The organism is Streptomyces sp. NPDC037410 (assembly GCF_055602235.1).
The window spans coordinates 201,200-227,436 of sequence record NZ_JBVJWR010000009.1 but is presented as its reverse complement, the minus strand read 5'-3'; the positions used below and the strand labels follow the sequence as shown (position 1 = coordinate 227,436).

Sequence of the window (26,237 nt, the reverse complement as noted above, 5' to 3'; positions counted from 1 at the left end):
AAGAGGAGGCTCTTACTTCTTGAGCGAGATCTCCGCGAGGGTCGGGTCCTCGAAGAAGTCCATCTTGACGTTGTCGAACTTCTTGGTGTTCACCAGACGGTACTGGGTGCGCTGCCACAGCGGGATGACACCCTGGTCGGTGTCGATCGCCAGCTTCTCGGCCTGCTTGTAGAGGCCGGCGCGCTTGGCGTCGTCCTTCTCCATGCGGGCCTGGTCCAGGAGCTCGTCGAACTTCGGGTTCGAGTAGCGGCTGCGGTTGTCGCCCTGCGCCTTGCCGGTCGCCGGGTCCTCACCGATGCCCGCGGTGCTCAGCAGCGGGGCGAGGAAGTTGTCCGCGGTCGGGTAGTCGGCGGTCCACGCCGAACGCCACAGACCGGAGGTCTTCTTCTCCTGCTGGGTGGCCAGGGCCTCCTTGAACGGCTTGCCGTCCAGCTTGACCTCGACGCCGAGGACGTCCTTCAGCTGCTGCGCGACGGCCTGGACCCACTCTTCGTGGCCCGCACCGGTGTTGTAGCCGAAGTTGACGACGGTGCCCGGCTTCAGGCCGCCCTTGGCGGCGAACTCCTTGGCCTTGGCCTTGTCCTGCTTGACACAGGTGGTGCAGACACCGGCCTGGTACTCGTTGGCGAAGGACGGCGGCAGGAAGGCCGTGGCCGGCTTCTGCATGCCCTGGAAGACGGACTTGGCGATGGCCTCGCGGTCGATCGCGTAGGAGATCGCCTTGCGCGCGTCCGCGTTGTTGAAGGGCGCGTTCTGGTTGAAGACGACCAGGTAGTTGATGCCGGAGAAGTCGGCCGAGTACCACTCGCCCTGCGGCTCGTACTTGGCCTTGGCGACCGGCTGCTGCGGCGTGGGCATACGGGCGTAGTCGAACTCGCCCGACTGGAAGCCGGTGTACTCGAGCTGGGCGCCGTTGGCCGGGTTCAGGATCTTGAACTCGACACCGTCCAGCTTGGCCTTCTCCAGGCCGTAAGCGTCGTTGCGAACGAGGCTGATGGACTGGTTGTGGTTCCAGGTGCCCTTCATCTTGAAGGCGCCGTTGCCGATCGGGGCGTCGTTGAACGCCTTGTTGTCACCGGCGCCGGCGACCTTCGGGACCGGGCTGAAGACCGCGTGGGCGGTCTTCTTGTCGAACTCGAAGTCGGCCTTGTCCAGCTCGACCTTCAGGGTGTTGGCGTCCGGGGCCGACAGACCGGCGAACTTGTCGGACTTGCCGCTCTTGAGGGCGTCGTAGCCCTTGATGCCGGCCATGTGGTACGAGACGTCCGAGGCGGAGGCCTTGGCCGCGACGCGGGTCCAGCCGCGGATGAACGACTCGGCGTCGACGACCTCACCGTTGGTGAACTTCGTGCCGGCCTTGATCTTGAAGACCCAGGTCTTGCCGTCCGCGGACGTGCCGGACTCGGCGAGCTTCGGGATCAGCTTGCCGTCGACGGAGACGTCGTAGAGCTGGGTGAACAGGGCGCGGGCGATGACCATGCCCTCGGACTCCTGCGCGTTCACCGGGTCGATGGCGGTGGGCTCGGTGATGCCCAGGCGGAACACGCCGCCGCCCTTGGCGTCGCTGCCCTTGTTGTCGTTGCCCCCGCCACAGGCGGTCGCAGCCAGGGCGACGACGATCGCGCCCACTACCCACTTGGCGCTCTTGGCACCGCGCATGGGTTCCTCCTCATGAGTCCACTTGTCACTTAAAGAGGGGCACTCCACGGTTCCGCCGACACCCCTGACGGCAGGAACACAAGTGCCCGAGTGTGCTCGTGAGTCGGCACTCCCCACAGCGCTTGACCCATTGACCCGAGCTCAACGGAGCCAACTATTGAGTACGTCCGGGCTGTAAACCACACTTAAGTGGTCTCGTTTTGACAACATCATCAAGGCCATGGGGACCGAAATCCGGACAAAGCAAGCACAGACAGACACGCCCGAAACGGACTGTTGACGCATGTACCGGAGAGTGACGTCCGAAAGTCGGACACCTTTGCGGGAAAACGGGCTTGACTCGGCCGGCCCTTCCGCCCCGGTGCCCGCGGCGGACCGGAAAACGGAGGCGTCAGCTCAACTCCCTTGTGAAGCTCAGAACTTGCTCAAAACCCTGTCGCATCCGCCTCGTGAGCCGCAAGACTCCCATTCGACCCGCTGACCACGGGGTGCACCGAAGCACTGACTATGCGTCACCACACGAGGGGAACACCATGCGTAACAAGATCACGGCTGGAGTCCTGGCCACCTGCGTCTCGGCGGCCACCCTGGCGCTGCTTCCGGCCGGCACCGCGCAGGCCGCCGACCCGATCTGCAGCCCGGGCGCCCAGAAGCTCACGTGGTCCACGGTGAGCAAGTCGCCGACCATCACCCACCGTCGGGCCGTCGAGAACTACACCGGCGGCGTCGTCACCAAGACCGTCAGCGCCGAGGTCGCGAAGACGCTCACGGCCTCCGTGACCGCCACCGCGGGCGCCGAGATCAGCGGCACCGTCGGCGTGGCCAGCCTCGGCGCCAAGGTGGGCCTGGAGCTCAAGGCCGAGGGCTCGCGGACCAAGACCACCTCCGAGTCCATCACCTACCGCCTCACCCAGCAGGGCAAGTACATCCTGTACGCGGGCACCACCCAGGCCACGGGGTACTACACGCAGTACCGTTGCGACCGCGGCACCCGCTGGATCACCACCGGCAACTACGGCAAGGCCATGAGCTTCACCGTCGCCACCGAGGGCGGCGTGCGCTGCGGCACCGCCGTCCCGGCCGGCAGCATGGCCGCGGCCGCCAAGCGCTACTGCTGACCCGGGCCGTCGGTCCGACCCGCACGTGACCCGCGCCGGACCGACCACCCGGCGCGGGGTGCCACCCGGGGGAACGCGCACAGACAGCCGAACGCCCGGCCGGAGGATTCCGGCCGGGCGTTCGGCTGTCACGCCGGGGTGCCGCTACGGCTGGCTCAGCCGTTCTTCGCGCGGGAAGACGCACGGCCACGCGCGTTCTGGTCCAGGATGACCTTGCGGATGCGCACGGCCTCCGGGGTGACCTCGACGCACTCGTCGTCGCGGCAGAACTCCAGGGACTGCTCCAGGGAGAGCTTCCGCGGCGGGACGATCGCCTCGAAGGAGTCGGCGGAGGCGGAGCGCATGTTGGTGAGCTTCTTCTCCTTGGTGATGTTCACGTCCATGTCGTCGGAGCGCGAGTTCTCGCCGACGATCATGCCCTCGTACACCTCGGTGCCGGGGTCGGTGAACAGGACGCCGCGCTCCTGGAGGTTGGTCATCGCGAAGGCGGTGACCGCACCGGCGCGGTCGGCGACCAGCGAGCCGTTGTTACGGGTCGTCAGCTGGCCGAACCACGGCTCGTGGCCCTCGTGGATCGAGTGGGCGATGCCCGTACCGCGGGTGTTGGTGAGGAACTCCGTACGGAAGCCGATGAGGCCACGGGACGGAACGACGAACTCCATGCGGACCCAGCCGGAGCCGTGGTTCGCCATGTTGTCCATACGGCCCTTGCGGACACCCATGAGCTGCGTGACCGCGCCCATGTGCTCCTCGGGGACGTCGACCGTGAGGCGCTCGACGGGCTCGTGGACCTTGCCGTCGACCTCCTTGGTGACGACCTGCGGCTTGCCGATGGTGAGCTCGAAGCCCTCGCGGCGCATCTGCTCGACCAGGATGGCGAGCGCGAGCTCACCACGGCCCTGGACCTCCCAGGCGTCGGGACGCTCGGTGTCGAGGACGCGGAGCGAGACGTTGCCGATGAGCTCGCGGTCCAGACGGTCCTTGACCTGGCGGGCGGTGACCTTGCGCTGCTTGACCGCGGACTTGGCGTCCGCGCCCTTGCCGGTGCCACCGCGGCCGACGAGCGGCGAGGTGTTCGTACCGATGGTCATGGAGATGGCCGGCTGGTCGACCGTGATCAGCGGGAGCGCGATCGGGTTCTCCGGGTCGGCCAGGGTCTCGCCGATCATGATGTCGGGGATACCGGCGACGGCGCAGATGTCACCGGGGCCGGCGACCTCGGCGGGCTTGCGGGTGAGCGCCTCGGTCATCATCAGCTCGGTGATGCGGACGTTGGAGATCGTGCCGTCCCGCTTGATCCACGCGACCGTCTGGCCCTTGCGCAGCTCGCCCTGCTCGACGCGGAGCAGCGCGATGCGGCCGAGGAAGTTGTCGGCGTCCAGGTTGGTGACGTGGGCCTGGAGGGGGGCCTCCTCGTCGTACACCGGGGCCGGGACGTGCTCCAGGATGGCGGAGAAGAACGGCTCCAGGTTGTCGCTGTCCGCGGGAACGGTGCCGTTCTCCGGCTTGGTCAGCGAGGCGACGCCGTCACGGCCGCAGGCGTAGACGATCGGGAACTCGATCTGGTCCTCGTCCGCGTCCAGGTCCAGGAAGAGGTCGTAGGTCTCGTTGACGACCTCGTCGATCCGGGCGTCCGGGCGGTCCGTCTTGTTGATGCAGAGGATGACGGGCTTGCGCTGCTGGAGGGCCTTGCGCAGCACGAAGCGGGTCTGCGGGAGCGGACCCTCGGAGGCGTCCACGAGGAGGACGACCGCGTCGACCATCGACAGACCGCGCTCGACCTCGCCACCGAAGTCGGCGTGGCCCGGGGTGTCGATGATGTTGATCGTGATGGGCGCCCCGCCGTCCTTGGGGTGATACTTCACCGCCGTGTTCTTGGCGAGGATCGTGATGCCCTTCTCACGCTCCAGGTCGTTCGAGTCCATCATGCGGTCGTCGAGCTGCTGGTGGGCGGCGAAGGCACCGGCCTGCTTGAGCATGGCGTCGACGATGGTCGTCTTGCCGTGGTCGACGTGGGCGACGATGGCGACGTTACGGATGTCGTGGCGCGTGGGCATGGGTGCTTGCGCTTCTCTCGGATCGTGGGATGCGGCGTCAGTTCCTCGTACGCCCGCCGGGCGGACGCGCCACGGCTATGTCCTATGGTACGGGGCCGTCGCGCAAGGGGCTTCCCCGGCCAAGATCCGAGTGGTAGGTCTGAGGGTTCTCAAGGGTGTGGGGGGCCGTGCTGGGGGTCGTGCGACCGGGTCAAAGGGCCGACGCGATCCTGCCCGCCGGGATCACCGGCGGGCAAGGAAATTGAGCGGCTTCTGAGGTTGTGACCTGCGGTTTCAGTGGTTTCGCTCGGTACCCTTGGTCGTTTCGGGCTTCTTGAACCCGATGTCCTGGTAGCGGGGAGCGGCGAGGCCCCAGGCCCCGGCGTTCACGAGGTCGGCCTTCGCGGCGACGAGCTGGGGGCGCTGGTAGAGGGGGATGGAGCCGGCCGCGGCCCAGATCCGGGCGTCGGCCTGGCGGACGAGCTCGCGGGCCTCGTCCTCGTCGAGGGTCCCCGCCGCCTGGTCGAACAGCTGGTCGATCCGGTCGGTGCCGACCCGGGAGTAGTTCTGCTCGACCAGGAGCGAGCCGTCCGAGGCCGGCTCGGGCTTGGCGAAGATCGGCCGGGCGTCGGTCGCAGGGAAGGCGGAGGCGGGCCAGGAGTAGAGGGCCAGGTCGTAGTCGCCCGAGGCCACGTGGTCCTTGAAGAAGCTGTCGTCGGAGACCTTGGTCACCTCGGTACGGATCCCCACCGCGTCGAGCATCCGGACGATCCGGTCCCCGACCGCCCGCAGCGACTCGGAGCCCGGCCCGGACGGCAGGACGAAGCGGAGGCTGAGCGCCTTGCCGTCCTTGCCGAGGGCCTTGGCCTGGGCGGCGTCGGGGGCCGTCACGGGGGCGGCGGTGCCGCGCGGGGCGTAGGCCCCGGCCACGCCCTTGTCCGGCTTGGCGGCCGACTGGGCGGCGCGGGCGGCGGAGCCGGTGCCGGTGTCGAGGGCCTCGGCGCGGGCGAGGAGCGCGGCGCTCTGGCCGGCGGCGTCGGGGGCCGGGGCGAGGACGGTGCCGCCGTTCCCGGGGCCGTTCGCTCCGGCGGCGGGGGCGGCGGGGCGGTCGCCGGGCCGGTCGTCGGCGTCTCCGGGCTTGTCGTCGCCGACGATGTAGAGGCCCTCGTCGGAGGCGGTGTCGCTCGCCTGCTTCTTGGCGTCGGTGGAGCCCTCGTCCTTCTTCTCCGTCTTCTCCGCCTTCTTCTTCTCGGTCTCCTTCTTCTCCGACTCGCTGCCCGCCTTGGTACCGGGGGGCTTGCGCAGCGCGCCGCCCGGGACCCAGCCCGCGTCGGCGAGGAGCGCCTGCGCCTCCTTGGTGTCCTGGCCGCCGAGCGCGTCGCTGCTGTCCGCGTAGGCCGCCTGGCCCGCGAGGGCGAGGTGGCTGCCGGGGGGCTTGGCGGGGAGGCCGAGCGGCTTGAGCACGGATTCGGCGAGTTCCTGGCGGTTGATGGCGCGGGCCACCGCGCGCCGGACCCGCTCGTCGGCCAGCGGGCCGGACTCGCCGTTCAGCGAGAGCTGGGTGTAGGCGGGCTCCAGGGACTTGCGGACCACGTACTTCGCCAGGGCGGCCTGGGCGTTCGCGTACCGGTCGACCGCCTCCTGGTTCTTCTTGCGGGCGGCCTTGGCGTCCGCGGCCTTCTCGTCGTCGGAGCCGTGGGCGAGGGCCCAGGACTTGAGGGCCTTGGAGGGGGTGATCGCGGAGCCGGGGCCGTGGGCGGCCTGGGCGCCGTTCCGGCCGGCCTGGGCGTCCCGGACGGCGAGGGCGATCCGCTCGGCGGCGGACCGGTCGATCTCGGCCAGGTCGAGGCTGCCGGCGGCGAGCGCGGCGGTCCGGTCGGCCCGGGGGACGGCCTTGAGGACGAGGCTGTCGAGCTTGGCCTGCCGGCCCCACCAGCGGGGGTTGCGGGTGAGGGTGACGTCGCCGCCCTTCCGGTCGATCGCCTTCAGCAGGAACGGTCCTGCCGTGGCCTTGAGGCTGGTGCGCGCCCCGTCGTTGAAGGCGTTCGGGGAGCCCATCACCTGCTTGGGGTAGAGGGGCGTGAAGAGGGACTGCCAGTCGGCGTAGGGCTTGGCGAAGGTGACCCGTACCTCCAGGTCGTTCTTGCCCCGCTCGATCTTCTCGATCCGCTCGTAGCCGGAGTTGCGGGCGGTCCAGTACGCGGTGTCCCGGCCGCTCAGCGCGCGCCACTGGGCCACGAAGTCGGCGGCCCCGATCTCGCGTCCGTCGCTCCACACCGCCTGCTGGTTGAGCTTGTAGAGGACGACCTGCTTGGGCTCGGTCTCGACGACCTGCGCGGACTCCAGGTAGTCGGGGTTGAGCCGGGGCCGGCCCCGCTCGTCGAGCGTGTAGAGGGCGGGGAGCACGGCTCCGGCGATGCGCGAGGTGGTGCCGTCGGCGTCGGCCTGGAAGCTGTTGAGCGTGGTGGGCAGCGCGTCGACCGCCCAGCGCAGGGTGCCGCCGTCGGCGACCCGGTCGCGCGCCGCGGGCGCGTTGTCCTGGGCCGCCGCGGGGGTCTCGTCGGCCTCGTCGCCGGAGCTGCAGCCGGCGAGGACGGTGACGGCGAGGACCGCGCTGGTGAGGGTGGCGACGGAGCGGAGCGTGCGGGAGCGGGGGCTCCGTGAGCATGTCCTCCCGCGAGGGGCGCCGATCTGGGACATGACTTGTACCCCTTCGTCCAGATTTATGCCATTTGGAGATGATCAGACCTATTGCTCATACACTGAAAAGGACAGATCGGATCCGGCCACGGCGACACGGCGGCACGGCGGGCAAACCCCACTCGTGCGGCCCAACCACCCGTGCACACGACTTCCCAAGCGGGATGTGACGCGCGACACTCACGAAGGTGAGGGCAACCATGTCCGTTCAGGACGATCTGGCGGCCGTCAAGCGCCGCTTGCAGGACCTGGAACACACGGTCGAGGAACTGGAACGCCGCGTCGGGACGGAGCGGGGCGCGCCTTCCGCACCGACGACCGGCCGTGCGGAGAGCATGGTGACCATCCCCGACACCCCGTACGACGCCGAGAAGTGGACCGACGTCGACGACGAAGGCCTGGGAGCACGCGACCACCACGCGCCGTAGAGCCGAGGAGGCCCGGTTGGCCACAGGTACGGAACCCCCGACGAGTCACCGAGCGGCGACGGGGGTGCGCTCCCCGGGGCGCGCCTCCATCGCCGCCCGCCATCTGCGCACCGACCGCTGGTGGCTCTCCCCCGCCGCCACCGCCGCCGGACTGCTCGCCTTCGTCGCGTACTCGACGTGGCGGGCCTTCGCGAACGCCCACTACTACGCGGCGCCCTATGTCTCCCCGTTCTACTCGCCCTGCCTCGCGGACAACTGCGTCCCCATGCGCGGCGGGCCGAACTGGGCGCTCTTCGGCAGCTGGTGGGGCCTCTCCCCCGCCCTGCTCATCCTGGTCTTCCCGCTGGGCTTCCGGCTGACCTGCTACTACTACCGCAAGGCGTACTACCGGAGCTTCTGGGCCGCTCCCCCGGCCTGCGCGGTCGCCGAACCCCACGCCACGTACACCGGCGAGACCCGCTTCCCGCTGCTCCTGCAGAACCTCCACCGGTACTTCTTCTACGCGGCGCTGCCGGTCGCCGGGATCCTCACGTACGACACGGCGCTGACCTTCCGGGACTCCCACTACGCGTGGGGCCACGCCGGGCTCGGGACGCTGGTCTTCCTCGTCAACATCGTCCTCATCTGGGCGTACACCCTCTCCTGCCACTCCTGCCGGCACATCGTCGGCGGCCGGCTGCGGCACTTCTCGAAGCACCCCGTCCGCTACCGGCTGTGGACCTGGGTGGGGCGCCTGAACCGGCGTCACATGCAACTCGCCTGAACCCGTACACGCTCCACCAGGAGCTCCAGCAGACGATGAACGACCTCGTCGGGATCATCCGGCGGGAGGGCGAGATGACCGAGGCCCTGGACCGGATCGCCGCACTGCGGGAGCGGGCCGGGCGGATCGCGGTCGAGGGGCACCGGCAGTTCAACCCCGGCTGGCACCTCGCCCTCGACCTGCGGAACATGCTCCTGGTGAGCGAGTGCGTCGCCCGGGCGGCCCTGGAGCGCACCGAGTCCCGGGGCGGGCACACCCGCGAGGACCGGCCGGCGATGGAGCGGTCCTGGCGCCCGGTGAACCTGCTCTGTCGGGCGGGGGACGGCGGCATCGTCCTGGAACGGGTGCGCACCGAACCCATCAGGGCCGATCTGCTCGCCCTCTTCGACAAGGAGGAGCTGGCGAAGTACCTGGCGGAGGAGGAGCTGGACGCATGAGCACGTATCAGGCCCACTTCCGGATCTGGCGCGGCGACCCCGGCGGCGGGGAGCTCACCGACTACACCGTCGAGGTGCACGACGGCGAGGTGGTCCTCGACATCGTGCACCGCCTCCAGGCCACCCAGGCCCCCGACCTGGCCGTGCGGTGGAACTGCAAGGCTGGCAAGTGCGGGTCCTGCTCGGCCGAGATCAACGGCCGGCCCCGGCTGATGTGCATGACCCGGATGTCGGTCTTCGCACGGAACGAGGTGGTCACCGTCACCCCGATGCGGGCCTTCCCCGTCGTCCGGGACCTGGTCACGGACGTCTCCTTCAACTATGCGAAGGCCCGGGAGATCCCGGCCTTCGTGCCGCCCGCCGGTCTCGGCCCCGGCGAGTACCGGATGAAGCAGGAGGACGTCGACCGCTCGCAGGAGTTCAGGAAGTGCATCGAGTGCTTCCTGTGCCAGGACACCTGCCATGTGGTGCGGGATCACGAGGAGAACAAGGAGGCCTTCGCCGGGCCCCGCTTCCTCATGCGGGTCGCGGAGCTCGACATGCACCCGCTGGACGCGGCGGAGCAGGCCGGACTGGACCGGCGGCGGACCGCACAGGAGGAGCACGGCCTCGGCTACTGCAACATCACCAAGTGCTGCACCGAAGTCTGTCCGGAGTCCATCCGGATCACCGACAACGCCCTGATCCCGATGAAGGAGCGGGTCGTGGACCGGTCGTACGACCCGCTGGTCTGGCTCGGGAAGACGATCAGGCGCCGGAAGGCGTGATCCCCACCTCCTCGGGTCACAGCCAGCCCTCGCGGTAGGCCGCCCAGTCCCCCTCCTGTGCCGCGAAGTCGACGTACAGCGCGAGGCCGAACCGCTCGCGGCCGGGGTCGGTGCGGCCGAGGCCGAGTCTCGCGCCCCTGACGGCCGCCGCGACCGTCTCCGCGTCCTCGTGGTGGCCGAGGTCGTCCTCGTGGAAGAAGGGAAGGCCGATGAGCAGGTCGGTGGTCTCGGGGGTCGCTTCGAGGGCGAGGACCGTCTGCTGGGCGACGTACCCGCCGTAGAGGCTCTCCAGCGGCATCCAGGTGTCGTACGACATGACGGCGATCTGGTCGACGCGCCGGGCGACCTCGCCGAAGAACTCCTGCGACCACCACTTCTCGCTGCCGCCGGCGCTGACCGCACCCAGGGCCGTGTGGGCGCCCGGCAGCGGGTCGATCTGGTGGGCGGCGACCGAGAGCGGGGCCTTGCGGGCCCGGGTCAGCCTCCCGAGGTCGTCGAGGAGGGAGAGGTAGTCCCGGTCGTCGGAGTGCAGCGGCTCCAGGTCGAAGTGGACCCCGGCGAAGCCGGCGTCGAGGATCTGCCGGGCCGAGCCCACCACGGCGCGGCGCGACCCGGCGTCCGTCAGGCGCAGCCCCACGGGTCCTTCGGTGGCCAGGACGTCGCCCAGCCAGGCCTGCACCCGTATCCCCGGCATCACCCGGTGCACCCCGTCGATCAGCCAGCGGGCGCGGGGGTACTTCGCGGCCGGCAGGGTGCCGTCGTGCTCCAGGGGCCCGGCGTGCACGTACAGGTCGCGTATGCCGCTGCCCTTGAGCCGCGCGGCGAGGGCCTTGAGGTCGGCGTCCTTCTTCCGGCCGTCGACCCAGGCGTGCCCGATCCAGAAGGCGTCCTTGCCGCGGGTCCGGGCGCCGTCCCCGGGGTCGCCCGCGTAACTGACGCGCAGGGCGAGGGCGCCGAAGAGCGGGGGCACCACGAGCAGCAGCACGACACCGAGGACGAACCAGCGCCCCCGCCTCCACACACGCCTCAGCCGTCCGTCCACCCGAACCCCCCAAGAGCCGTCGCGTCACTGGAGACCACCGTAGCGGCGACTACTGACAGTGACCCCCCGACGTCGAAGTCGCGAGCAGGCATACAGGGACATAGCCTCCCCTTTGTGACGCGAATAGCCACCCGAGCCCTTCTCGCGGTGCTGGTGGCGGCGTGGTGGCTCCTCGTGCCCGCCGTACACGGTGCCCACGCCGACGACCCCGTCGCCCTGTCCCGGGACGGGCAGATCACCGACCGGGTGGACGCCCTCGGCGACCGCCGCGCCGAGGTGGTCCAGGCCCTCGACCGGCTCTACGACGACCGGCGCGTCCAGCTCTTCGTCGTCTACGTACGGGACTTCTCCGGCCGCTCGGGCAACAACTGGGCCGACGCCACCGCCGAGCGCAACGGGCTCGGCGCCGACGACGTCCTCCTCGCCGTCGCCACCCACGAGCGGCTGTACGGCTACTCGGCCGACCCCGCCTCCCGCTTCACCCAGGCCCAGCTCGACGACGTCGCACGGACCGCGGTCGAACCGGCCCTGCGGCAGAACGACTGGGCCGGCGCCGCCATCGGCGCGGCGAACGGCTACAACGCCGTCCTCGCCGGGCAGCCCGTCCCCACCCCGACCCTCACCCCCGGCCCCGCCGACCCCGGCGGCGCGGCCGACGGCGGCACCTCGGCGACCGACCTCGTCATGCCCGTGGTCCTCATCGGCGGCGCGGGGGCCGTGGCGGCCTACGCTTACACCAAACGGCGGCGCCGCGCCGAGACCCGCACCACGCCGCGAAACCCCCAGGGGTGGGGCCCGCCGAAGGAGACCGCCCCGCCGTCCCTGGCGGAGCTCGACGGGGAGGCCCGGCGGACACTCGTCGCCACCGACGACGCCGTCCGCACCAGCAAGGAGGAACTCGGCTTCGCGTCCGCCCAGTTCGGCGAAGAGGCCGTACGCCCCTTCACGGAGGCCGTCGACTTCGCCGAGGAGCAGCTGACGGCCTCGTTCCGGCTGCGGCAGAAGCTCGACGACTCCTTCCCCGAGGACGACTCGACCCGCCGGAGCATGCTGGACGAGATCCTCCGCCGCTGCGCCGAGGCGAACGCCCGCCTCGACGCCGAGACCGAGGACTTCGACCGGCTCCGGGCCCTGGAGCGCACGGCCCCGGAGGCGCTGGCCGTCGTGGAGGCGGCCTGCCTGGAGCAGACGGGGCGGATCGGGACGGCCGGGGCGGCGCTGACCGCGATGCGCGAGCGGTACGCCGAGTCGGCGGCCGCGCCCGTCGCCGGCGACGTCGAGCAGGCGAAGGACCGGCTCGTGTTCGCGACGACCCATGTCGACCAGGCCCGCCGGCAGATCGACGCCGGTGAGAACGGCGGCGCGGCCCTGCACATCCGGGCCGCCGAGGGCGCCGTGGACCAGGCGGCCCGGCTGATCGAGGCGGTGGACCGGCGGGCGAAGGACCTGGCCGAGGCCGTCGGGAAGCTGACGGGCGCGCTCGCGGAGACGGACGCGGACCTGGCGGAGGCCCGGGGGCTGCTGAAGGGCACCGCCGAGGGGGTGTCCACGGCCGACCTCCAGGGCCGGATCGCCCGCGCCGAGTCGGTGGCCGCCGAGGTGCGGCGCGGGGTGGACGGCGGGCGGTACGACCCGATCGACGCCCTGCGCCGGGTCGAGGAGGCCGACCTGGCGCTCGACGAGGCCCTTGAGGGCGCGCGGGAGCGCGAGTCGGGGACGCGGCGCGCCCGCGCGCTCCTCGACCAGGTGATGCTGACGGCCCGTTCGGCGATCGGGGCGGCCTCCGACTACATCACCACGCACCGGGGCGCGGTGGGCAGCGAGGCCCGGACGCGGCTGGCCGAGGCTCAGCGACGCTGGGAGAAGGCGCGCGCGCTCGCCGCCGACGGCGACCCGCAGACGGCCCTGACGGAGGCCCGGCAGGCGGACGCGCTGGCCCGGCGCGCCCAGGACCTCGCCGAGCAGGACGTCCGCACGTACGGGAACCCGAACGGCCTGGGCGGTGTGACGGGGGTGGGCGGAAGCGGGGGCGGCGGGCTCGGCGGCGCGGTGCTCGGCGGCATCATCCTCGGCGGCCTGTTCGGCGGCGGAGGCGGGTCCGGCGGCGTATCCGGCGGCGTATCCGGCGGCGTATCCGGCGGCGTATCCGGCAGAGGAGGGGGCGGTCACGGCGGTTTCGGGGGCGGAGGTTTCGGCGGCGGGCCCGGCAGCTTCGGCGGCAGCGGCACGCGCGGCCGGCTGGGCGGCGGAGGCCGTTTCTGAGTTCCACGAGATCTCCAAGGAGCAGAACCATGAGCAGCAAGCAGACGATCCTCGGCCGGGTCACCCAGCTCGCGAAGGCGAACGTCAACGCCCTCATCGACCAGGCGGAGGATCCGCAGAAGATGCTGGACCAGCTGATCCGCGACTACGCGAACAACATCGCGGAGGCGGAGGAGGCGGTCGCGGCGACCATCGGCAACCTGCGGCTGATGGAGCAGGACCACCAGGAGGACGTGGACGCGGCGAAGGAGTGGGGCGGCAAGGCGCTCGCCGCGAGCCGGAAGGCGGACGAACTGCGGGCCGGCGGACAGACCGCGGAGGCGGACCGCTTCGACAACCTGGCGAAGGTGGCCCTCGGCCGCCAGCTGCAGTCGGAGAAGGAGGCGAAGACGGCCGAGCCGACGATCGCCGCCCAGACCGAGGTGGTGGCGAAGCTCAGGACCGGTCTCGACCAGATGAAGGCCAAGCTCGGCGAGCTGAAGGCCAAACGCGACGAGCTGGTCGCCCGCGCGAAGTCGGCCCAGGCGCAGAACCGGATGATGGACGCCGTGCAGAGCATCGACGTACTCGATCCGACGAGCGAGCTGAGCCGCTTCGAGGACAAGGTGCGCCGGGAGGAGGCGAAGGCCCTGGGCAAGCAGGAGCTCGCCGCCTCCTCGCTGGACGCCCAGTTCGAGCAGCTGGACGCGCTCGGCGACAGTGCCGAGATCGAGGCCCGGCTGGCCGCGCTCAAGGCCTGATCCCGCACTCCGGCAGGCCTCGGAAAGGGCCTGATCCCGCACGCCCGCCGGCCTCGGAAAAGGCCTGATCCCGCACGCCCGCCGGCCTCGGAAAAGGCCTGCTCCCGTACGCCCGCCGGCCTCGGAAAAGGCCTGCTCCCGTACGCCCGCCGGCCTCAGAACATGCTCAGGAGCTGCTCCACCGTGGGCTCCGCCGCCCCCTCCCCGTCCGGCAGGGCCAGTTCGAACCAGACGGTCTTGCCGCGCGGGGTGCGGCGCGAGCCCCAGGACGCGGAGAGCAGTCCGACGAGCTGGAGGCCGCGGCCGCCCTCGTCGGTGTCCCGGGCCCGCCGGCGCCGTGGCTGGACCAGGCCGGAGTCCCAGACCTCGCAGACGAGGGTGCGGTCGCGGAGGAGGCGCAACCGGATCTCCCCCTCGCCGTAACGCAGGGCGTTGGTGACGAGTTCACTGACGAGGAGTTCGACGGTGTCGACGAGCGGTTCGAGGTCCCAGGCCGCGAGCTGGGCGCGGGCGAGTTCGCGGGCCCGGCCGACCGAGCGGGGTTCCCTGGGCAGCCGCCAGTCGCCGACCGCCTCGGCGTGCAGGCCCTGGATCCTGGCCATGAGGAGGGCGATGTCGTCCTCGCCGTGACCGGTGTTCAGGCTGGTCAGGACCCGGTCGCAGACGTCCTCCAGGGGGCGCTCCTGGTCGGTGAGGGCGCGCTGGAAGGCCTGGAGGCCTTCGTCCAGGGGGTGGTCGCGGGACTCGACGAGCCCGTCGGTGTAGAGGGCGAGGAGGGCGCCTTCGGGCAGTTCGACCTCGACCTCCTCGAAGGGTTCCCCGCCGACGCCGAGCGGCATCCCGGGGGGTACGTCGAGGAGCGTGGCCTCCTCGCCGGGTGTGACGAGCACCGGCGGGAGGTGCCCGGCGTTGGCGAAGGTGCAGCGGCGGGTGACCGGATCGTAGACGGCGTAGACGCAGGTGGCGAGGTAGACCTCGGAGAGTTCGGGGCCCCGGTTCTTGTGGGCGCGGGACTGCTGGGCGCCGATGGGGGCGCCGAGGCCGCGGGCGATCTCGTCGAGGTGGGAGAGGACTTCGGCGGGCTCCAGGTCGAGCTGGGCGAGGGTGCGGACGGCGGTGCGGAGTTCGCCCATGGCGACGGCGGCGCGCAGGCCGCGGCCCATGACGTCGCCGATGACGAGGGCGGTGCGGTGGCCGGGGAGCTCGATGACGTCGAACCAGTCGCCGCCGACCTCGGTGGCGGCGGTGCCGGGGAGGTAGCGGCAGGCGATGTCGAGTCCGGCGGCCTCGGGGTCGCCGGGCGGAAGCAGGCTGCGCTGGAGGATGAGGGCCCGCTCGTGCTCGCGGCGGTAGAGGCGCGCGTTGTCGATGCAGACGGCGGCGCGGGCGGCGAGTTCGACGGCGAGGGCGCGGTCGCGCTCCCCGAAGGGCTCGCTGCCCTTGGTGCGGGAGAACTGGACGAGGCCGACGACGGTGTCGTGGGCGACCATCGGGACGACCAGGGTGGACTGGACGAGGTCGCCGTCGGAGCCGGGGACCGTGCGGACGCGTCCGGTGCGCAGGGCTCCGGCGCAGGGCGAGTTGAAGGGGTAGCGGTGGACGGCGCCCACCTCGATGGGTACGGGTCCGCAACAGCCGCTGCCCGGGCCGTGGCCCTCGTCGGTCCTGAGGGGGGTGTCGGAGACGGCGCTGGCGAAGGCGACCCTGCGGAGTTCGGCGCTGCCCGCCCCGTAGCCGACGTCGTGGGAGTGCCCCCAACGGCCCGGCGGTGCCTCGTCGCCGGTGAGGAGGCCCTGGTAGAGGTCGACGGAGGCGAGGTCGCAGAAGCCGGGGACGGCGACGTCGAGGAGCTCGCGGGCGGTGGCCTCCAGGTCGAGGGAGTTGCCGATGCGGGACCCGGCCTCGTTCAGGAGGGCGAGGTTGCGGCGGGCGCTGGCGGCTTCCCTGGCGGCGCTGTGGCGGCGGGTGACGTCGATGCCGAGCCCGGCGACGCCGATCGGGCGGCCGGAGCCGCTGTGCACGCGGTAGAGGTTGATGGACCAGTGGCGGCGGTCCCGGGCGCCGGGGGCGGCGCCGACGATCTCGAAGTCGGTGACGGACTCGCCGGTCTCCAGGACCCGCCGGAGGGCGGTGGTCATCCGGTCGGCCTCGGCGCGGCCCAGGTAGTCGTGGACGGTCCGGCCCCGGTGGTCGTCGGCCTCGCCGCCGAAGACGGTGGCGAAGCGCCGGTTGGCCCGCTTCACGGTGAGGTCCGTGCCGAAGAGGAGGAAGCCGAAGGGAGATTGGCCGAATATCGCCTGGGAGGCGGCGAGGTCGGTCTCGATACGGCGCAGGGCGCGCACGTCGACCACGATGCACAGCGCGGCCCGCTCCCCGCTCTGGGTCTCGCTCGGCATGACGTACATCTCTGCGATGCCCCGGGGCCGGTCCTCGCCCGGCATACGGAACGGGACGAGGCCCGTCCACTCCTTGCCGTCGAGGATCTCCTTGACCCTTCGGTGGCCGCGCTCGCGCAGGTCGGCGGGCATGAAGGCCTCGACGGGGTCCTTGCCCCTGGCCTCCTCGGCGGTGACCCCGAAGAGGTCCACGGCACGTCGGCTCCACTGCTCGACGAGGCCGTCGGGCCCGATCGAGAAGGACGCCACCCGGATGTAGTCATAGATCGAGCCGGGCGGGCTGCTCTGCCACACGACGCCGCCGCTCGCCGTCTCAGGTATCTCGCTCACGCGACCGTCCCCTCCAGCTCACCGCACCGGACCGGCCATGCCCGCAGTATTCAATACGGCAGGCCCCGACGGCACGACGTTCACGATCACAGGGTGGTCTCGTTCGTCCCTGACCGAGTACCGGTGATCGTTGTCCCACCCTGTTTACTCACCAGGGAGAGCCAGCTCGAACCATACGGTTTTGCCCGTCCTTCCTCTACGGGTTCCCCAGCGGCGAGCGGAACAGGCCACGAGCGCGAGCCCGCGGCCTCCTTCGTCCTCGGGTCCCGGGACCCGTTCGGTCGGCGGATCCGGAAGCGGATCGGAGACCTCCACCAGGAGCGCAGGCGGATGCGTCCGGTCGGAGCCGTCGCGGAGGGGACGGACGAGCCGGACCCCGATGGGGCCGGAGGCGTAGCGCAGGGAGTTGGTGACCAGCTCGCTGACCAGCAGGACGGTCACATCGCCGAGGGTCTTGTCGAGGTCCCAGGCGCGCAGGGTCTCGCGCACCGCGTGGCGTGCCCTGCGCACGGCGTTCGCCTCCGCCGGGAAGTTCCACTCCGCGCGCTCGCCGTCGGTGTCGATCACACCCGATCACTTCCCCAGCCGTGCGTCAGCAGGAAGGTCCATGCCCCCTCCCAAGGGGTCATTCTGGACATACCCCCTATTTAGGGCGGGATATCCTGCGGGGGCGCCAGCGGGCGCACGGTGGCACGAACGGCGTAGGGAGTCAGTCGCGCGCTCCGCCGGAGGGGTTCGCCGGCAGTCTCAGCGCGGCCTCGGCGACGGCGGGGCGGTCCTGGTCGAGCCAGTCGACCGAGTCGAGCTCGCGCCGGGAGAGCCAGCGGAGTTCGTCGTGGTCCTCCAGGGGGCGCGGTTCGCCGGAGAGCAGCCGGGCGGTCCAGACCCGCAGCACGTATCCGGGCTTCAGCGGCCACTCGCCGGGGATCCGCTCACCCGGCTCGACCTCGACGCCGAGCTCCTCCCGGAGCTCGCGGACCAGCGCCTCTTCCGGGCTCTCGCCCGGTTCGAGCTTGCCGCCGGGCAGTTCCCAGCGGCCGGCGAGCTCGACGGGGGCGCTGCGGCGCGCGGCGAGCAGCCGCCCCCCGTCGTACAGGGCGCCCGCGACGACGACCACGGTGTCGGGACGGGACTCGTGGGACGTGGCGGGGCCGGTGGTGCGTTCGGTCATGGGCGCGAGCGTAGCCCGGCCGGGCGGCACCCGCCGGGGTCAGAGGGCGGGGCTGCCGATGTGCTCGACCCAGTAGAGCTGCTTGTGGCCGCGGTCGTCGAGACTGTCCGCGATCTTCTGGGCTTCGTCCCGGGTCGCGTACCGGCCCACCCGGTAGCGGTTGCCGTTGTCGTCCTGCCGTATGACGAGCCAGGAAAGGACGGGTCCGCTGTCGGCCATCAGACTTCTCCCTCCGCCGGTCCGGGTGCCGCTAAGGATCTCCGGGAAACCGCAATCCGCATATGCCGGAGCTTACGCCTGACCTTCACACAGCGGATACGGGTTTTCACAAAGAGGCACGGATCGGCCGGGAACCGCCGACCCACGGCCGAAGTCCCCGCCCCGGACACCGGGGCGGGGACGGGCGGCACCGACATGAGGACGACGCCGGGGACCTGACGGCCCGTCGCGGGGGCACGGGGGTGCCACCGACTCGCCACGGGCGGCGCCGCGGCCCGCGGCGCCGTCGCGCGGGCGCCGCACCGCGGGAGGCCGCCACGGGGGGCGCCGCACCGCAGGACGCCGTCACGGGGGGGGCGCACCGCAGGACGCCGCCGCGGGGACGCCACACCGCGGGACGCCGTCACGGGAGGCGCTGCACGCGGGGCGCCGCGCCGCGGGGCGCCGCGCCGCGGGGCGCCGCGCCGCGGGGCGCCGCGCCGCGGGGCGCCGCGCCGCGGGGCGCCGCGCCGCGGGGCGCCGCGCTGCGGGCCGCGTCACGCGGGCGCCGCGCCACCGCGCGCCCTCGACGCTCAGGCGCGCCCGGGCGGGCGCATCACACCCAGCTCACCGCACCGGCAAGTGGTACGTGAGGCGGTAGCGGTCGGCCGGGACGACGACGTCGGCCGTTTCGACGGCGCGGCCCGAGGCGTAGTACGTGCGCTCCACGACCATGACCACGTGCCCCGGCACCCCGCCCAGGGCCACGAGTTCCTCGGCGAGGCCGGGCCGGGCCCCGACCTCCTCGACCACGTTGTCCACGACGACGTCGATCGCCGCCATGCGCTCGACGACGCCGCAGCCGCCCAGGGGGCCCTCCTCGGGCAGCATGACCGGCGTCCGGCCGGTGACGGCGAGGGGCTCCCAGGAGGTGGAGACCATCATGGGCTCGCCCCCGTCCCGGTACACGTACCGCGTGCGCATCACCCGCTCCCCCGGCTCGATGCCGAGCCGCTCCGCCACCTCCGCGCTCGCCGGCTCCTGCTCGCTGCGCGACTCCCAGGTGCCACGGGCCCCTTCGGCGGCCTGCTCCTGACGGAAGGGGCTGGCGCCGGACGCCGGCCGGTAGCCGGAGCGGGCGATCCGCCGCGGCACGGGACGCTCGCGCACGTACGTCCCGGAGCCCGAGCGCCCCTCCACCAGCCCCTCGGCCATGAGCACCTTGCGGGCCTCCAGCGCGACGGTGTCCGACACCCCGTACTCCTCGCGGATGCGCGCCTGCGAGGGGAGGCGGGTATGCGGCGGAAGCGAGCCGTTGGCGATCTTCTCCCGCAGATCGCTCGCCACGCGCAGATAGGCGGGCTGCTCACCGAACGTCACTGGACACTCCCCTCAGGTTGACTGACAGCTACAGCGTGACAACCGACGGTCGCGATCCGCAAGCATGGGCCAGAGTTTCACCCGAAGTGATGACGCTCAGGGCTACCCGTGGTCACCCCAGGAAGATGTCGCCGCACCCCTTGACCCCTATTGGTCCAGACCAATAAGTTCCTGCCCGCACGCTCCCTCCCGCCCCGCACAGGAACGAGCCCATGCGCCCCAGAGCCCTGACCACGCTGGCCTTCGGCACCGCCGCCGCGGCCGCCCTCGGCCTCCTCGCCACCCTGGCCCCCACCGCCGACGCCCACACGGCCGACGCCCGCACCGGCACGCACCAGCGCCCCTCGCACGCGCCCGCGTCCAAGCGGGTCGGCTACTTCACCCAATGGGGCATCTACGGCCGGAACTTCCAGGTCAAGGATCTGGAGACGAGCGGCACGGCCGCCAAGCTGACCCACATCAACTACGCCTTCGGCGCGGTCGGTCCGGACGGGAAGTGCCTCATGGGCAACGTCCCGGGCTCGGACCCGTGGGCCGACTACGTCCGCCCCGTCGACGCCGCGAACTCCGTGGACGGCGTCGGCGACACCGCCGACCAGCGGCTCGCCGGGAACTTCAACCAGCTCCGCGAGCTCAAGGCCGCGCACCCCGGCCTCAAGGTCATGATCTCGCTGGGCGGCTGGAGCGGCTCCGCGCACTTCTCGGACGCGGCGCGCACCGACGCCGGACGCAAGGCCCTCGTCGCCTCCTGCGTCGACACGTACATCAAGGGCGACCTGCCCGTCGACGGCGCCCGCGGCGGCGCCGGAGCCGCCGCCGGGATCTTCGACGGCGTCGACCTGGACTGGGAGTGGCCGGGCTCGGACGGCGCCCCGGGGAACGCGGTCCGCCCGGAGGACAAGGCCGACTTCACCAAGCTCGTACGGGAGTTCCGCACGCAGCTCGACGCCTACGGGCGCTCGCTCCCGCAGCGCAGGCACTACGACCTGAGCGCCTTCGTGCCCACCGCCCCCGCCAAGATCGACGCGGGCTTCGAGGTCGCGAAGATCATGCGGGACTTCGACTTCGTGAACCTCCAGGGCTACGACTTCCACGTCTCCGGCGAGAAGACCACCGCCCAGCAGTCCGCGCTCTACGCCGAGGACGACTTCAGCGTCGACCAGACCGTCCGGGCCTGGCTGCGGCGCGGCGCCCCCGCCCGCAAGCTCGTGGTCGGCATGCCCTTCTACGGCCAGGGCTGGACCGGCGTGACCGGAGGCGGCGACGGCCTCGGGCAGCCCGCCGCCGGCCCCGCACCGGCGACCTGGGCGGCCGGCTCCGAGGACTACAAGAACCTGAAGAAGCTGGCGGAGTCGGGGACGTACAAGCTGTACCGGGCCCCCGGGAACGGCAACGCCTGGCTCTTCGACGGCACCACCCTGTGGACGTACGACGACCCGGCCGTGCTGCGCACCAAGGCGTCCTACGTCCGGCAGCGCGGGCTCGGCGGCGCGATGGTCTGGTCGCTCGACGGGGACACCGCGGACGGCGAGCTGATCGCCGCCATCGACCGGGGCCTGACCCGGCGCTGACGCTCCCCCACCCCGAGAGCCGCGGACCGGCACCCCGCCGCTCACGGTGTCCCGCGACGGCGGTCGGTCACGGACCGCCGTCCCCGGTCCACCGTCCCGGTCCGCACCCGACGGGGCCGGGCCTCCCGCCGAGGGAGCCCCGGTCCCGTTCCCGTACACCGGTCCCGTTCCCGTACACCGGTCCGTTCACGCACACCGGCCCCGCTCACGCGCACCGGCCCGTTCCCGTCCACGCCGGACAGCTCAGGCCTGGGTGCCCTCGCCCTCCGGCAGGGTGTCCGTCAGGCCGAGCGCGGTCCGCGCCTCCGCGCCCAGGTCCTCGGGCAGGACGTTCCAGGCGGCGTCGTACGCGTCCCAGTAGGCGTCCGCGTCGGCGGCGTCGGCCAGCTTCGCCCAGCGCTTCGAGGCCGCGTCGAGCTCCTTGCGGAGCGCCGCGACCGGAGTGGCGGACTCGCCCGGCCAGGTGTGCCGCCCCAGGCCCGTGCGGGCCGTGTCGATCGCCACGAGAACGTCCCCGGCCCACTCCTTGTTCGACGCGAAGTCCTCGTCCGCGTCGTCCTCCGGCTCCTCGTAGACGGCCGTCTCGATCGGGTTCACGGACATCAGGAAGGAGGTCTGGTCGACGGTCAGCATGGTCTTGTCGGAGCGCACCGAGCCGGAGAACCTCTTCTTCTCGGAGGCGTACACGCAGGTCACCATCCGGTCTCCGGCCCGCCAGCTCTCCCTGCTCGGCAGGTAGTAGTAGATCCAGACGTCCTTCGGGACCGCCCAGGTGTCCATCGCGTACGCGGCGTTGACCGTCTCGCAGCGGCTCCCCGCGAGGTCGTCCAGCGTGTCGTCGCCGGGCCACTTGTCGAAGCCGGTCACCTCGAAGCCGCCGGTGACCTCGCCGTCGTGCGGGCGGCCGCAGTCGACGACGGTGACGTCCGTCGTGTAGTCCTTCAGCGTGCCGTCGCCGCTGAAGCACTGTCCGGTCCGCAGCGAGAACGTCGACCTGGCGCGGGCGGCCTCGTCCACGCCCTTCTGGAAGCTGTGCCACGCCGAGCTGATGCCGCCGGTCGCGAGGCCGACGACGAGCAGGAGGGAGCTGACGGCGGAGAGCACGATGCCGGTGATCGCGAGTCCCCTGCCGTCCTGGTCCCGCTTCCTGATCTGCGGGAGGGCGACGAGGCCGAGGACCAGGCCGAGGGGCGGCAGGCAGCAGACGATGCCGGTGACGAGGGAGCCGATGGCGAGGCCGTTGGTGGTGCGCCGGGGCGGCTGCCCGTAGCGGACGGCTCCGGGTGCCCCGGGCGGGACGCCGTAGGGGCCGGCCGCGTACGGCATCCCCGGGGAGGTGTACGGGCCGGGGGCGGCCCAACCCCCGGGCTGCGGGCCGCCGGTGGGCGGCGGGACGGGCGGGGTCGGCTGGCTCGGCTCCACGAGTACGTGCTCCTGTTGCGGGCGGGCGATGCGAACAAACGCTCGGTCGCGCATCGTACGTGGAGAGGGTGACGCGGCGGCCACGCGGGGCCGGAGGAGGAAGGGGCGGTCGCCGGCCGGCGACCGCCCCTCAGTGGTTCGGATCAGAACTGCAGGGCCCAGGAGTCGATCTTCCCGGTGTCCCAGGTCGCGTTGTCCGTGACCCGCAGCTTCCACGTGCCGTTGGCGACCTCCGCGGAGGCGTTCACCGTGTACGTGGTGTTGATGTCGTCCGCGCTGCCGCCGGTCCCGAACGCCTTCAGCGTGTACGCCGTGCCGTCGGGGGCGATCAGCTGGACCTGGAGGTCACCGATGTAGGTGTGGACGATGTTCACCGGCACCTGGAGCGTGGCCGGGGCGTTGCCCGAGACGCCCGTGACGGTGACCGGCGACTCGACGGTGGCGTTGTCGTTGATCGCGTAGTCCGCGGTGTTCTCGAACTTCGGGCCGGTGGGCGGGGTGGTGCCGCCGCCGACGTACAGCAGCCTGTTCGGGGAGCCGGTGCCGGGGCTGGTGACGACGTTCGGGGTGGCCGCGGTCGTCAGGGCCGTGGAGACCTGCGCCGGGGTCGCCGTCGGGTGGTCCGCCAGGTAGAGGGCGGCGGCGCCGGTGACGTGCGGGGTCGCCATCGACGTACCGGAGATGGTGTTGGTGGCGGTGTCGCCGGTGCCCCAGGACGAGGTGATGGAGGAGCCGGGGGCGAAGAGGTCGAGGCCGCTGCCGTAGTTGGAGTAGCCGGCCTTGGCGTCGCTCGACGTGGTGGCGCCGACGGTGATGGCCTCGGCCACGCGCGCGGGTGAGTGGTTGGCGGCGTTGTCGGTCTCGTTGCCGGCGGCGACCGCGTAGGTGACGCCGGAGGCGATCGAGTTGCGGACGGCGTCGTCGAGGACGGAGTCGACGCCGCCGCCGAGGCTCATGTTGGCGACGGCCGGCTTGACGGCGTGCTGCGTCACCCAGTCGATGCCCGCGACGACCTGCTCGGTCGTGCCGGAGCCCGAGTTGTCGAGTACGCGGACGCCGACGATCTTCGCCGCCTTGGCGACGCCGTACGACGAGCCCGCGACGGTGCCGGCGACGTGGGTGCCGTGGCCGTGGCCGTCCTGGGCGGTGTTGTCGTTGTCGATGGCGTCGTAGCCGTCGGAGGCGCGGCCGCCGAACTCGGTGTGGGTGATGCGGACGCCGGTGTCGATGATGTACGCCGTGACGCCCTGGCCGGCGGAGGCCGGGTAGGTGTAGCTCTGGTTCAGCGGAAGGGCCTTCTGGTCGATCCGGTCCAGGCCCCAGGAGGGCGGGGAGGGCTGGGTGCCGTCGATGTGGAAGACGCGGTTCTGGACGACCTTCGTCACGGCCGGGTCGGCCGCGAGCCTGCGGGCCTGCGCCTCGGAGAGCTCGACGGAGTAGCCGTTGATCGCCGAGGTGTACGTCCGCTTGATCTTCGCGCCGAACCTGGCGGCCACGGCCCGGCCCTGGGCGGTCCCCGCCCGGGCGGACGCGTCGAGGGTGACGATGTAGCTGCCGGGGACGGTGTCCGCGGCCCCGGCGTTCTCGATGACGCCTTCGGGGGCGGCGGGCGCGGCGGCCGCCGGGAGGGCGGTGAGGGAGCCGAGGGCGAGGGCGGCGACGGCGATGGCCGCTGCGGTGGCCGTCCGGCGTGGTGCGCGCATCACTGACATGTGGGGGTCCTCCTCGTGGGGTAAGGCAGGAGCACGACGTCGATCGCGGCATGAGCGATTGCAGCATGGACATGTCAAAACATCACGGGAGGCCCGCGCCGTCTCGGACGTCCGGCTGCCGAGCGAAAGATTGACTGATCCATAGGAATCCCACAAGGGCCCTCACAGGCCCGCAACACCCCTGCCACAGGCCTGACATGCTGCACCACATGACCGCCTACGAGTGCCCCCGCTGCCGGATCCAGTCCCCCGTCGAAGCCCTCACCTGGTGTTGTCCGAAGTGCCGCGGCCCCTGGGACCTCGCGTTCGCGAGCGGGCCGGTTTCCCTCCCGTCACTCGCCTCACGTGTGAATTCCTTGTGGCGTTACACGGAGGCGCTGCCTCCGCTGCCGTACGGGCCCGAGGTGAGCCTCGGCGAGGGCCGCACACCGCTCGTCCGCCTCACCGGCACGGTCTCGGCCAAACTGGACTTCCTCATGCCGACCCTGTCCTTCAAGGACCGGGGCGCCGTCATGCTCGCCGCGCACGCCCGGCGCCTCGCGCCCCGCACGGTCCTCGCCGACAGCAGCGGCAACGCGGGCACGGCGATCGCCGCGTACGGTGCGCGGGCCGGGCTCGACTGCCTCGTGTACGTCCCCGTGGGCACGTCACCGAAGAAGCTGGAGCAGATCCGGGCGCACGGGGCCCGGATCGTCGAGGTGCCCGGCGACCGCGAGGCCACGGCCAGGGCGGCGCGCGAGGCCGCCGACGAGCCGGGCGTCTTCTACGCCTCCCACGTCTACAACCCGTACTTCCTGCACGGCACCAAGACGTACGTCTACGAGCTGTGGGAGGAGCTCGGCGGCCGCCTGCCCGACACGCTCGTCGTCCCCGTCGGCAACGGCACACTGCTCCTCGGCGCCGCCCTCGCCGTCGAAGAGCTGTACGGCCACGGGCTCGTCGAGCGCCGGCCCGTGCTCGTCGCCGTCCAGGCGGAGGCCGTGTCCCCGCTGGCCGAGGCCTTCCACGCGGGCGCGGAGGACCTCACGGGGCCGGCCGAGGCGCGGCCCACCCTCGCCGAGGGCATCGCGATCCCGGCCCCGCCGCGCGCCCGCCAGATCCTGCGGGCGGTGCGCGCGACGGGCGGCACGTTCCTGACGGTGACGGAGGATCAGATCCGTACCGCCCAGCGGGACCTGGCGCGCCGGGGCCTCTTCGTCGAGGCGACGGGCGTGGCCTGCTGGGCGGCGGTGAACGCGGCCCCGCCCCGCCCGGGGCTCACGGTGGTGCCGCTGTGCGGGGCGGGAGCGAAGACGGGTCTCGTACCGTGAACCGTACGGCTCAGAACTCGTCGGCGCCGTTGCGGAGCTCGTACGTCCAGTAGCCCGTCTTCGCGGCGGCCTCGTCGACGGCCAGGCCGCCGGCGGGGGCCTTCACGACGATGCTGCCCTCGGCCGGGCCCTGGGGAGCGAAGAGGTTCACGTTGAACTCGTTCACGACCTTGTTGTCCTCGTGGACTCCGCCGAGCGCGATCCGCACATTGGCGTACGCGGGCGTGCCGGCCTTCAGGACGATCGGCTCGCCCGGCTTGCTCTTCGCGACGGCCGGGATGTCCTTGGCGGTCTGGATCGGGCCGAAGGCGATGAGCGGGTACTCGAGCAGGGTGCAGGAGCGGCCGGAGACGTTGGTAGCGGTGAGGGTGATGTGCTCGGTCGGGACCTCGTCCGCCTTCGCCGCCGTGACCTTGATGTCGCCGTAGGCGCAGGCGGGGGCCGCGCCGGAGCCCTTGCCTCCGATGGAGCCGGTCTTCGAGCCGCCGCCGCTGGTGGAACCGGCCTTCGAGCCGCCGCTGGTGGAGCCGCTCGCCGTGGAGCCGCCCGTGGAGCCCGAGCCGTTCTTCGCGGCGGTCTGGTCGGCGGTGCCGCCGCCGGTCGCGGCGCTGCCACCCGTACCGGCGGCGGACTGGGCGGAGCCGGCGCTCCCCGCGTCCTTGGCGCCGGCCGCGTCGTCCCCGCCGCCGCAGGCGGTCAGGCCCAGCGAGAGGACGGCGATGGCGGCGGCGGCCAGGACGGTGTTCTTGCGGTGGTTACGCATGGTGGTACTCCCCCGTTGACGCGGTCGGTCGA

At 72.0% G+C, this 26,237-nt stretch carries 19 protein-coding genes and 2 pseudogenes; 9 read left to right on the top strand and 12 right to left on the bottom strand.

Translation table 11 applies throughout. The features are described 5' to 3' along the window. Positions 1–12: 12 nt before the first annotated feature. A complete protein-coding gene (locus tag ACZ7HT_RS17710) occupies positions 13–1,659 on the bottom strand; it encodes a peptide ABC transporter substrate-binding protein (RefSeq protein WP_471166279.1) in 1,647 nt (548 codons plus the stop codon). A gap of 533 nt (positions 1,660–2,192) precedes the next feature. Here ACZ7HT_RS17710 and ACZ7HT_RS17705 point away from each other — a divergent pair. Next, positions 2,193–2,777 (top strand): hypothetical protein, encoded by a 585-nt coding sequence (locus ACZ7HT_RS17705; protein ID WP_471166276.1) that lies wholly within the window; start codon positions 2,193–2,195, stop codon positions 2,775–2,777. Between the two features lie 155 nt (positions 2,778–2,932). Here ACZ7HT_RS17705 and typA read toward each other — a convergent pair whose 3' ends face one another. Then, the gene (gene typA, locus ACZ7HT_RS17700; RefSeq protein ID WP_471166274.1) at positions 2,933–4,834 is read right to left on the bottom strand and encodes a translational GTPase TypA; all 1,902 of its coding nucleotides are present in this window, start codon (positions 4,832–4,834) and stop codon (positions 2,933–2,935) included. A gap of 273 nt (positions 4,835–5,107) precedes the next feature. Continuing rightward, a complete protein-coding gene (locus ACZ7HT_RS17695) occupies positions 5,108–7,513 on the bottom strand; it encodes an ABC transporter family substrate-binding protein (protein ID WP_471166272.1) in 2,406 nt (801 codons plus the stop codon). A gap of 200 nt (positions 7,514–7,713) precedes the next feature. Here ACZ7HT_RS17695 and ACZ7HT_RS17690 point away from each other — a divergent pair, with 200 nt between their 5' ends. From ACZ7HT_RS17690 to ACZ7HT_RS17675, 4 genes and pseudogenes are all read left to right on the top strand, one after another. Further along, entirely contained in the window at positions 7,714–7,941 is a 228-nt protein-coding gene (locus ACZ7HT_RS17690) for a hypothetical protein (RefSeq protein ID WP_471166269.1), read from the top strand. A 16-nt stretch (positions 7,942–7,957) separates the two neighbouring features. After that, positions 7,958–8,701, top strand: a pseudogene (locus tag ACZ7HT_RS17685) (hypothetical protein); the annotation flags it as partial. Next, a pseudogene (locus ACZ7HT_RS17680) lies at positions 8,620–9,141 on the top strand (fumarate reductase/succinate dehydrogenase flavoprotein subunit); the annotation flags it as partial. The pseudogenes ACZ7HT_RS17685 and ACZ7HT_RS17680, both read left to right, overlap by 82 nt. Beyond that, complete coding sequence (locus tag ACZ7HT_RS17675) at positions 9,138–9,908, top strand: succinate dehydrogenase/fumarate reductase iron-sulfur subunit (protein ID WP_471166266.1); 771 nt, start codon at positions 9,138–9,140, stop codon at positions 9,906–9,908. The pseudogene ACZ7HT_RS17680 and the gene ACZ7HT_RS17675, both read left to right, overlap by 4 nt. A gap of 16 nt (positions 9,909–9,924) precedes the next feature. Here ACZ7HT_RS17675 and ACZ7HT_RS17670 read toward each other — a convergent pair whose 3' ends face one another. Next, positions 9,925–10,950, bottom strand: coding sequence for a hypothetical protein (locus ACZ7HT_RS17670; protein ID WP_471166263.1), 1,026 nt, complete (start codon positions 10,948–10,950; stop codon positions 9,925–9,927). A 114-nt stretch (positions 10,951–11,064) separates the two neighbouring features. On the opposite strand from ACZ7HT_RS17670, the gene ACZ7HT_RS17665 reads away from it, so the two are divergent. Then, positions 11,065–13,212 (top strand): TPM domain-containing protein, encoded by a 2,148-nt coding sequence (locus ACZ7HT_RS17665; protein ID WP_471166260.1) that lies wholly within the window; start codon positions 11,065–11,067, stop codon positions 13,210–13,212. Positions 13,213–13,241: 29 nt separating this feature from the next. Further along, the gene (locus ACZ7HT_RS17660) at positions 13,242–13,952 is read left to right on the top strand and encodes a PspA/IM30 family protein (protein ID WP_471166258.1); all 711 of its coding nucleotides are present in this window, start codon (positions 13,242–13,244) and stop codon (positions 13,950–13,952) included. Between the two features lie 155 nt (positions 13,953–14,107). On the opposite strand, the gene ACZ7HT_RS17655 is transcribed toward ACZ7HT_RS17660, so the two are convergent. The 5 genes from ACZ7HT_RS17655 to ACZ7HT_RS17635 form a co-directional block, all read right to left on the bottom strand. Then, positions 14,108–16,678, bottom strand: a complete 2,571-nt coding sequence (locus ACZ7HT_RS17655; RefSeq protein ID WP_471166256.1) for a SpoIIE family protein phosphatase — start codon at positions 16,676–16,678, stop codon at positions 14,108–14,110. A gap of 144 nt (positions 16,679–16,822) precedes the next feature. Then, positions 16,823–17,245: an ATP-binding protein gene (locus ACZ7HT_RS17650; RefSeq protein ID WP_471166253.1), complete on the bottom strand. Its 423-nt coding sequence runs from the start codon at positions 17,243–17,245 to the stop codon at positions 16,823–16,825. A gap of 142 nt (positions 17,246–17,387) precedes the next feature. Continuing rightward, positions 17,388–17,849 (bottom strand): (deoxy)nucleoside triphosphate pyrophosphohydrolase, encoded by a 462-nt coding sequence (locus ACZ7HT_RS17645; RefSeq protein ID WP_471166250.1) that lies wholly within the window; start codon positions 17,847–17,849, stop codon positions 17,388–17,390. Positions 17,850–17,888: 39 nt separating this feature from the next. Then, complete coding sequence (locus ACZ7HT_RS17640) at positions 17,889–18,068, bottom strand: SPOR domain-containing protein (RefSeq protein ID WP_471166248.1); 180 nt, start codon at positions 18,066–18,068, stop codon at positions 17,889–17,891. A gap of 606 nt (positions 18,069–18,674) precedes the next feature. Further along, positions 18,675–19,427, bottom strand: a complete 753-nt coding sequence (locus ACZ7HT_RS17635; protein ID WP_471166245.1) for a GntR family transcriptional regulator — start codon at positions 19,425–19,427, stop codon at positions 18,675–18,677. 212 nt (positions 19,428–19,639) lie between these two features. On the opposite strand from ACZ7HT_RS17635, the gene ACZ7HT_RS17630 reads away from it, so the two are divergent. Continuing rightward, positions 19,640–20,998 (top strand): glycoside hydrolase family 18 protein, encoded by a 1,359-nt coding sequence (locus ACZ7HT_RS17630; protein WP_471166243.1) that lies wholly within the window; start codon positions 19,640–19,642, stop codon positions 20,996–20,998. A gap of 243 nt (positions 20,999–21,241) precedes the next feature. Here the strand turns inward: ACZ7HT_RS17630 and ACZ7HT_RS17625 are convergent, their stop codons facing one another. Together ACZ7HT_RS17625 and ACZ7HT_RS17620 are read right to left on the bottom strand one after the other, a co-directional pair. Next, entirely contained in the window at positions 21,242–22,420 is a 1,179-nt protein-coding gene (locus ACZ7HT_RS17625; protein ID WP_471166240.1) for a DUF4190 domain-containing protein, read from the bottom strand. A gap of 143 nt (positions 22,421–22,563) precedes the next feature. Beyond that, a complete protein-coding gene (locus tag ACZ7HT_RS17620; RefSeq protein ID WP_471166237.1) occupies positions 22,564–24,132 on the bottom strand; it encodes a S8 family peptidase in 1,569 nt (522 codons plus the stop codon). A gap of 197 nt (positions 24,133–24,329) precedes the next feature. On the opposite strand from ACZ7HT_RS17620, the gene ACZ7HT_RS17615 reads away from it, so the two are divergent. Beyond that, complete coding sequence (locus ACZ7HT_RS17615; protein ID WP_471166235.1) at positions 24,330–25,442, top strand: threonine synthase; 1,113 nt, start codon at positions 24,330–24,332, stop codon at positions 25,440–25,442. 10 nt (positions 25,443–25,452) lie between these two features. Here ACZ7HT_RS17615 and ACZ7HT_RS17610 read toward each other — a convergent pair whose 3' ends face one another. Then, the gene (locus ACZ7HT_RS17610) at positions 25,453–26,205 is read right to left on the bottom strand and encodes a DUF4232 domain-containing protein (protein ID WP_471166232.1); all 753 of its coding nucleotides are present in this window, start codon (positions 26,203–26,205) and stop codon (positions 25,453–25,455) included. Between the last annotated feature and the right edge of the window lie 32 nt (positions 26,206–26,237).

Excerpts from the sequence above, each read along its gene's own strand:
- ACZ7HT_RS17710 (WP_471166279.1), bottom strand. The coding sequence starts at position 1,659 with ATGCGCGGTGCCAAGAGCGCCAAGTGGGTAGTGGGCGCGATCGTCGTC.
- ACZ7HT_RS17705 (WP_471166276.1), top strand. The coding sequence starts at position 2,193 with ATGCGTAACAAGATCACGGCTGGAGTCCTGGCCACCTGCGTCTCGGCG.
- typA (WP_471166274.1), bottom strand. The coding sequence starts at position 4,834 with ATGCCCACGCGCCACGACATCCGTAACGTCGCCATCGTCGCCCACGTC.
- ACZ7HT_RS17695 (WP_471166272.1), bottom strand. The coding sequence starts at position 7,513 with ATGTCCCAGATCGGCGCCCCTCGCGGGAGGACATGCTCACGGAGCCCC.
- ACZ7HT_RS17690 (WP_471166269.1), top strand. The coding sequence starts at position 7,714 with ATGTCCGTTCAGGACGATCTGGCGGCCGTCAAGCGCCGCTTGCAGGAC.
- ACZ7HT_RS17675 (WP_471166266.1), top strand. The coding sequence starts at position 9,138 with ATGAGCACGTATCAGGCCCACTTCCGGATCTGGCGCGGCGACCCCGGC.
- ACZ7HT_RS17660 (WP_471166258.1), top strand. The coding sequence starts at position 13,242 with ATGAGCAGCAAGCAGACGATCCTCGGCCGGGTCACCCAGCTCGCGAAG.
- ACZ7HT_RS17645 (WP_471166250.1), bottom strand. The coding sequence starts at position 17,849 with ATGACCGAACGCACCACCGGCCCCGCCACGTCCCACGAGTCCCGTCCC.
- ACZ7HT_RS17640 (WP_471166248.1), bottom strand. The coding sequence starts at position 18,068 with ATGGCCGACAGCGGACCCGTCCTTTCCTGGCTCGTCATACGGCAGGAC.
- ACZ7HT_RS17630 (WP_471166243.1), top strand. The coding sequence starts at position 19,640 with ATGCGCCCCAGAGCCCTGACCACGCTGGCCTTCGGCACCGCCGCCGCG.
- ACZ7HT_RS17620 (WP_471166237.1), bottom strand. The coding sequence starts at position 24,132 with ATGTCAGTGATGCGCGCACCACGCCGGACGGCCACCGCAGCGGCCATC.
- ACZ7HT_RS17615 (WP_471166235.1), top strand. The coding sequence starts at position 24,330 with ATGCTGCACCACATGACCGCCTACGAGTGCCCCCGCTGCCGGATCCAG.
- ACZ7HT_RS17610 (WP_471166232.1), bottom strand. The coding sequence starts at position 26,205 with ATGCGTAACCACCGCAAGAACACCGTCCTGGCCGCCGCCGCCATCGCC.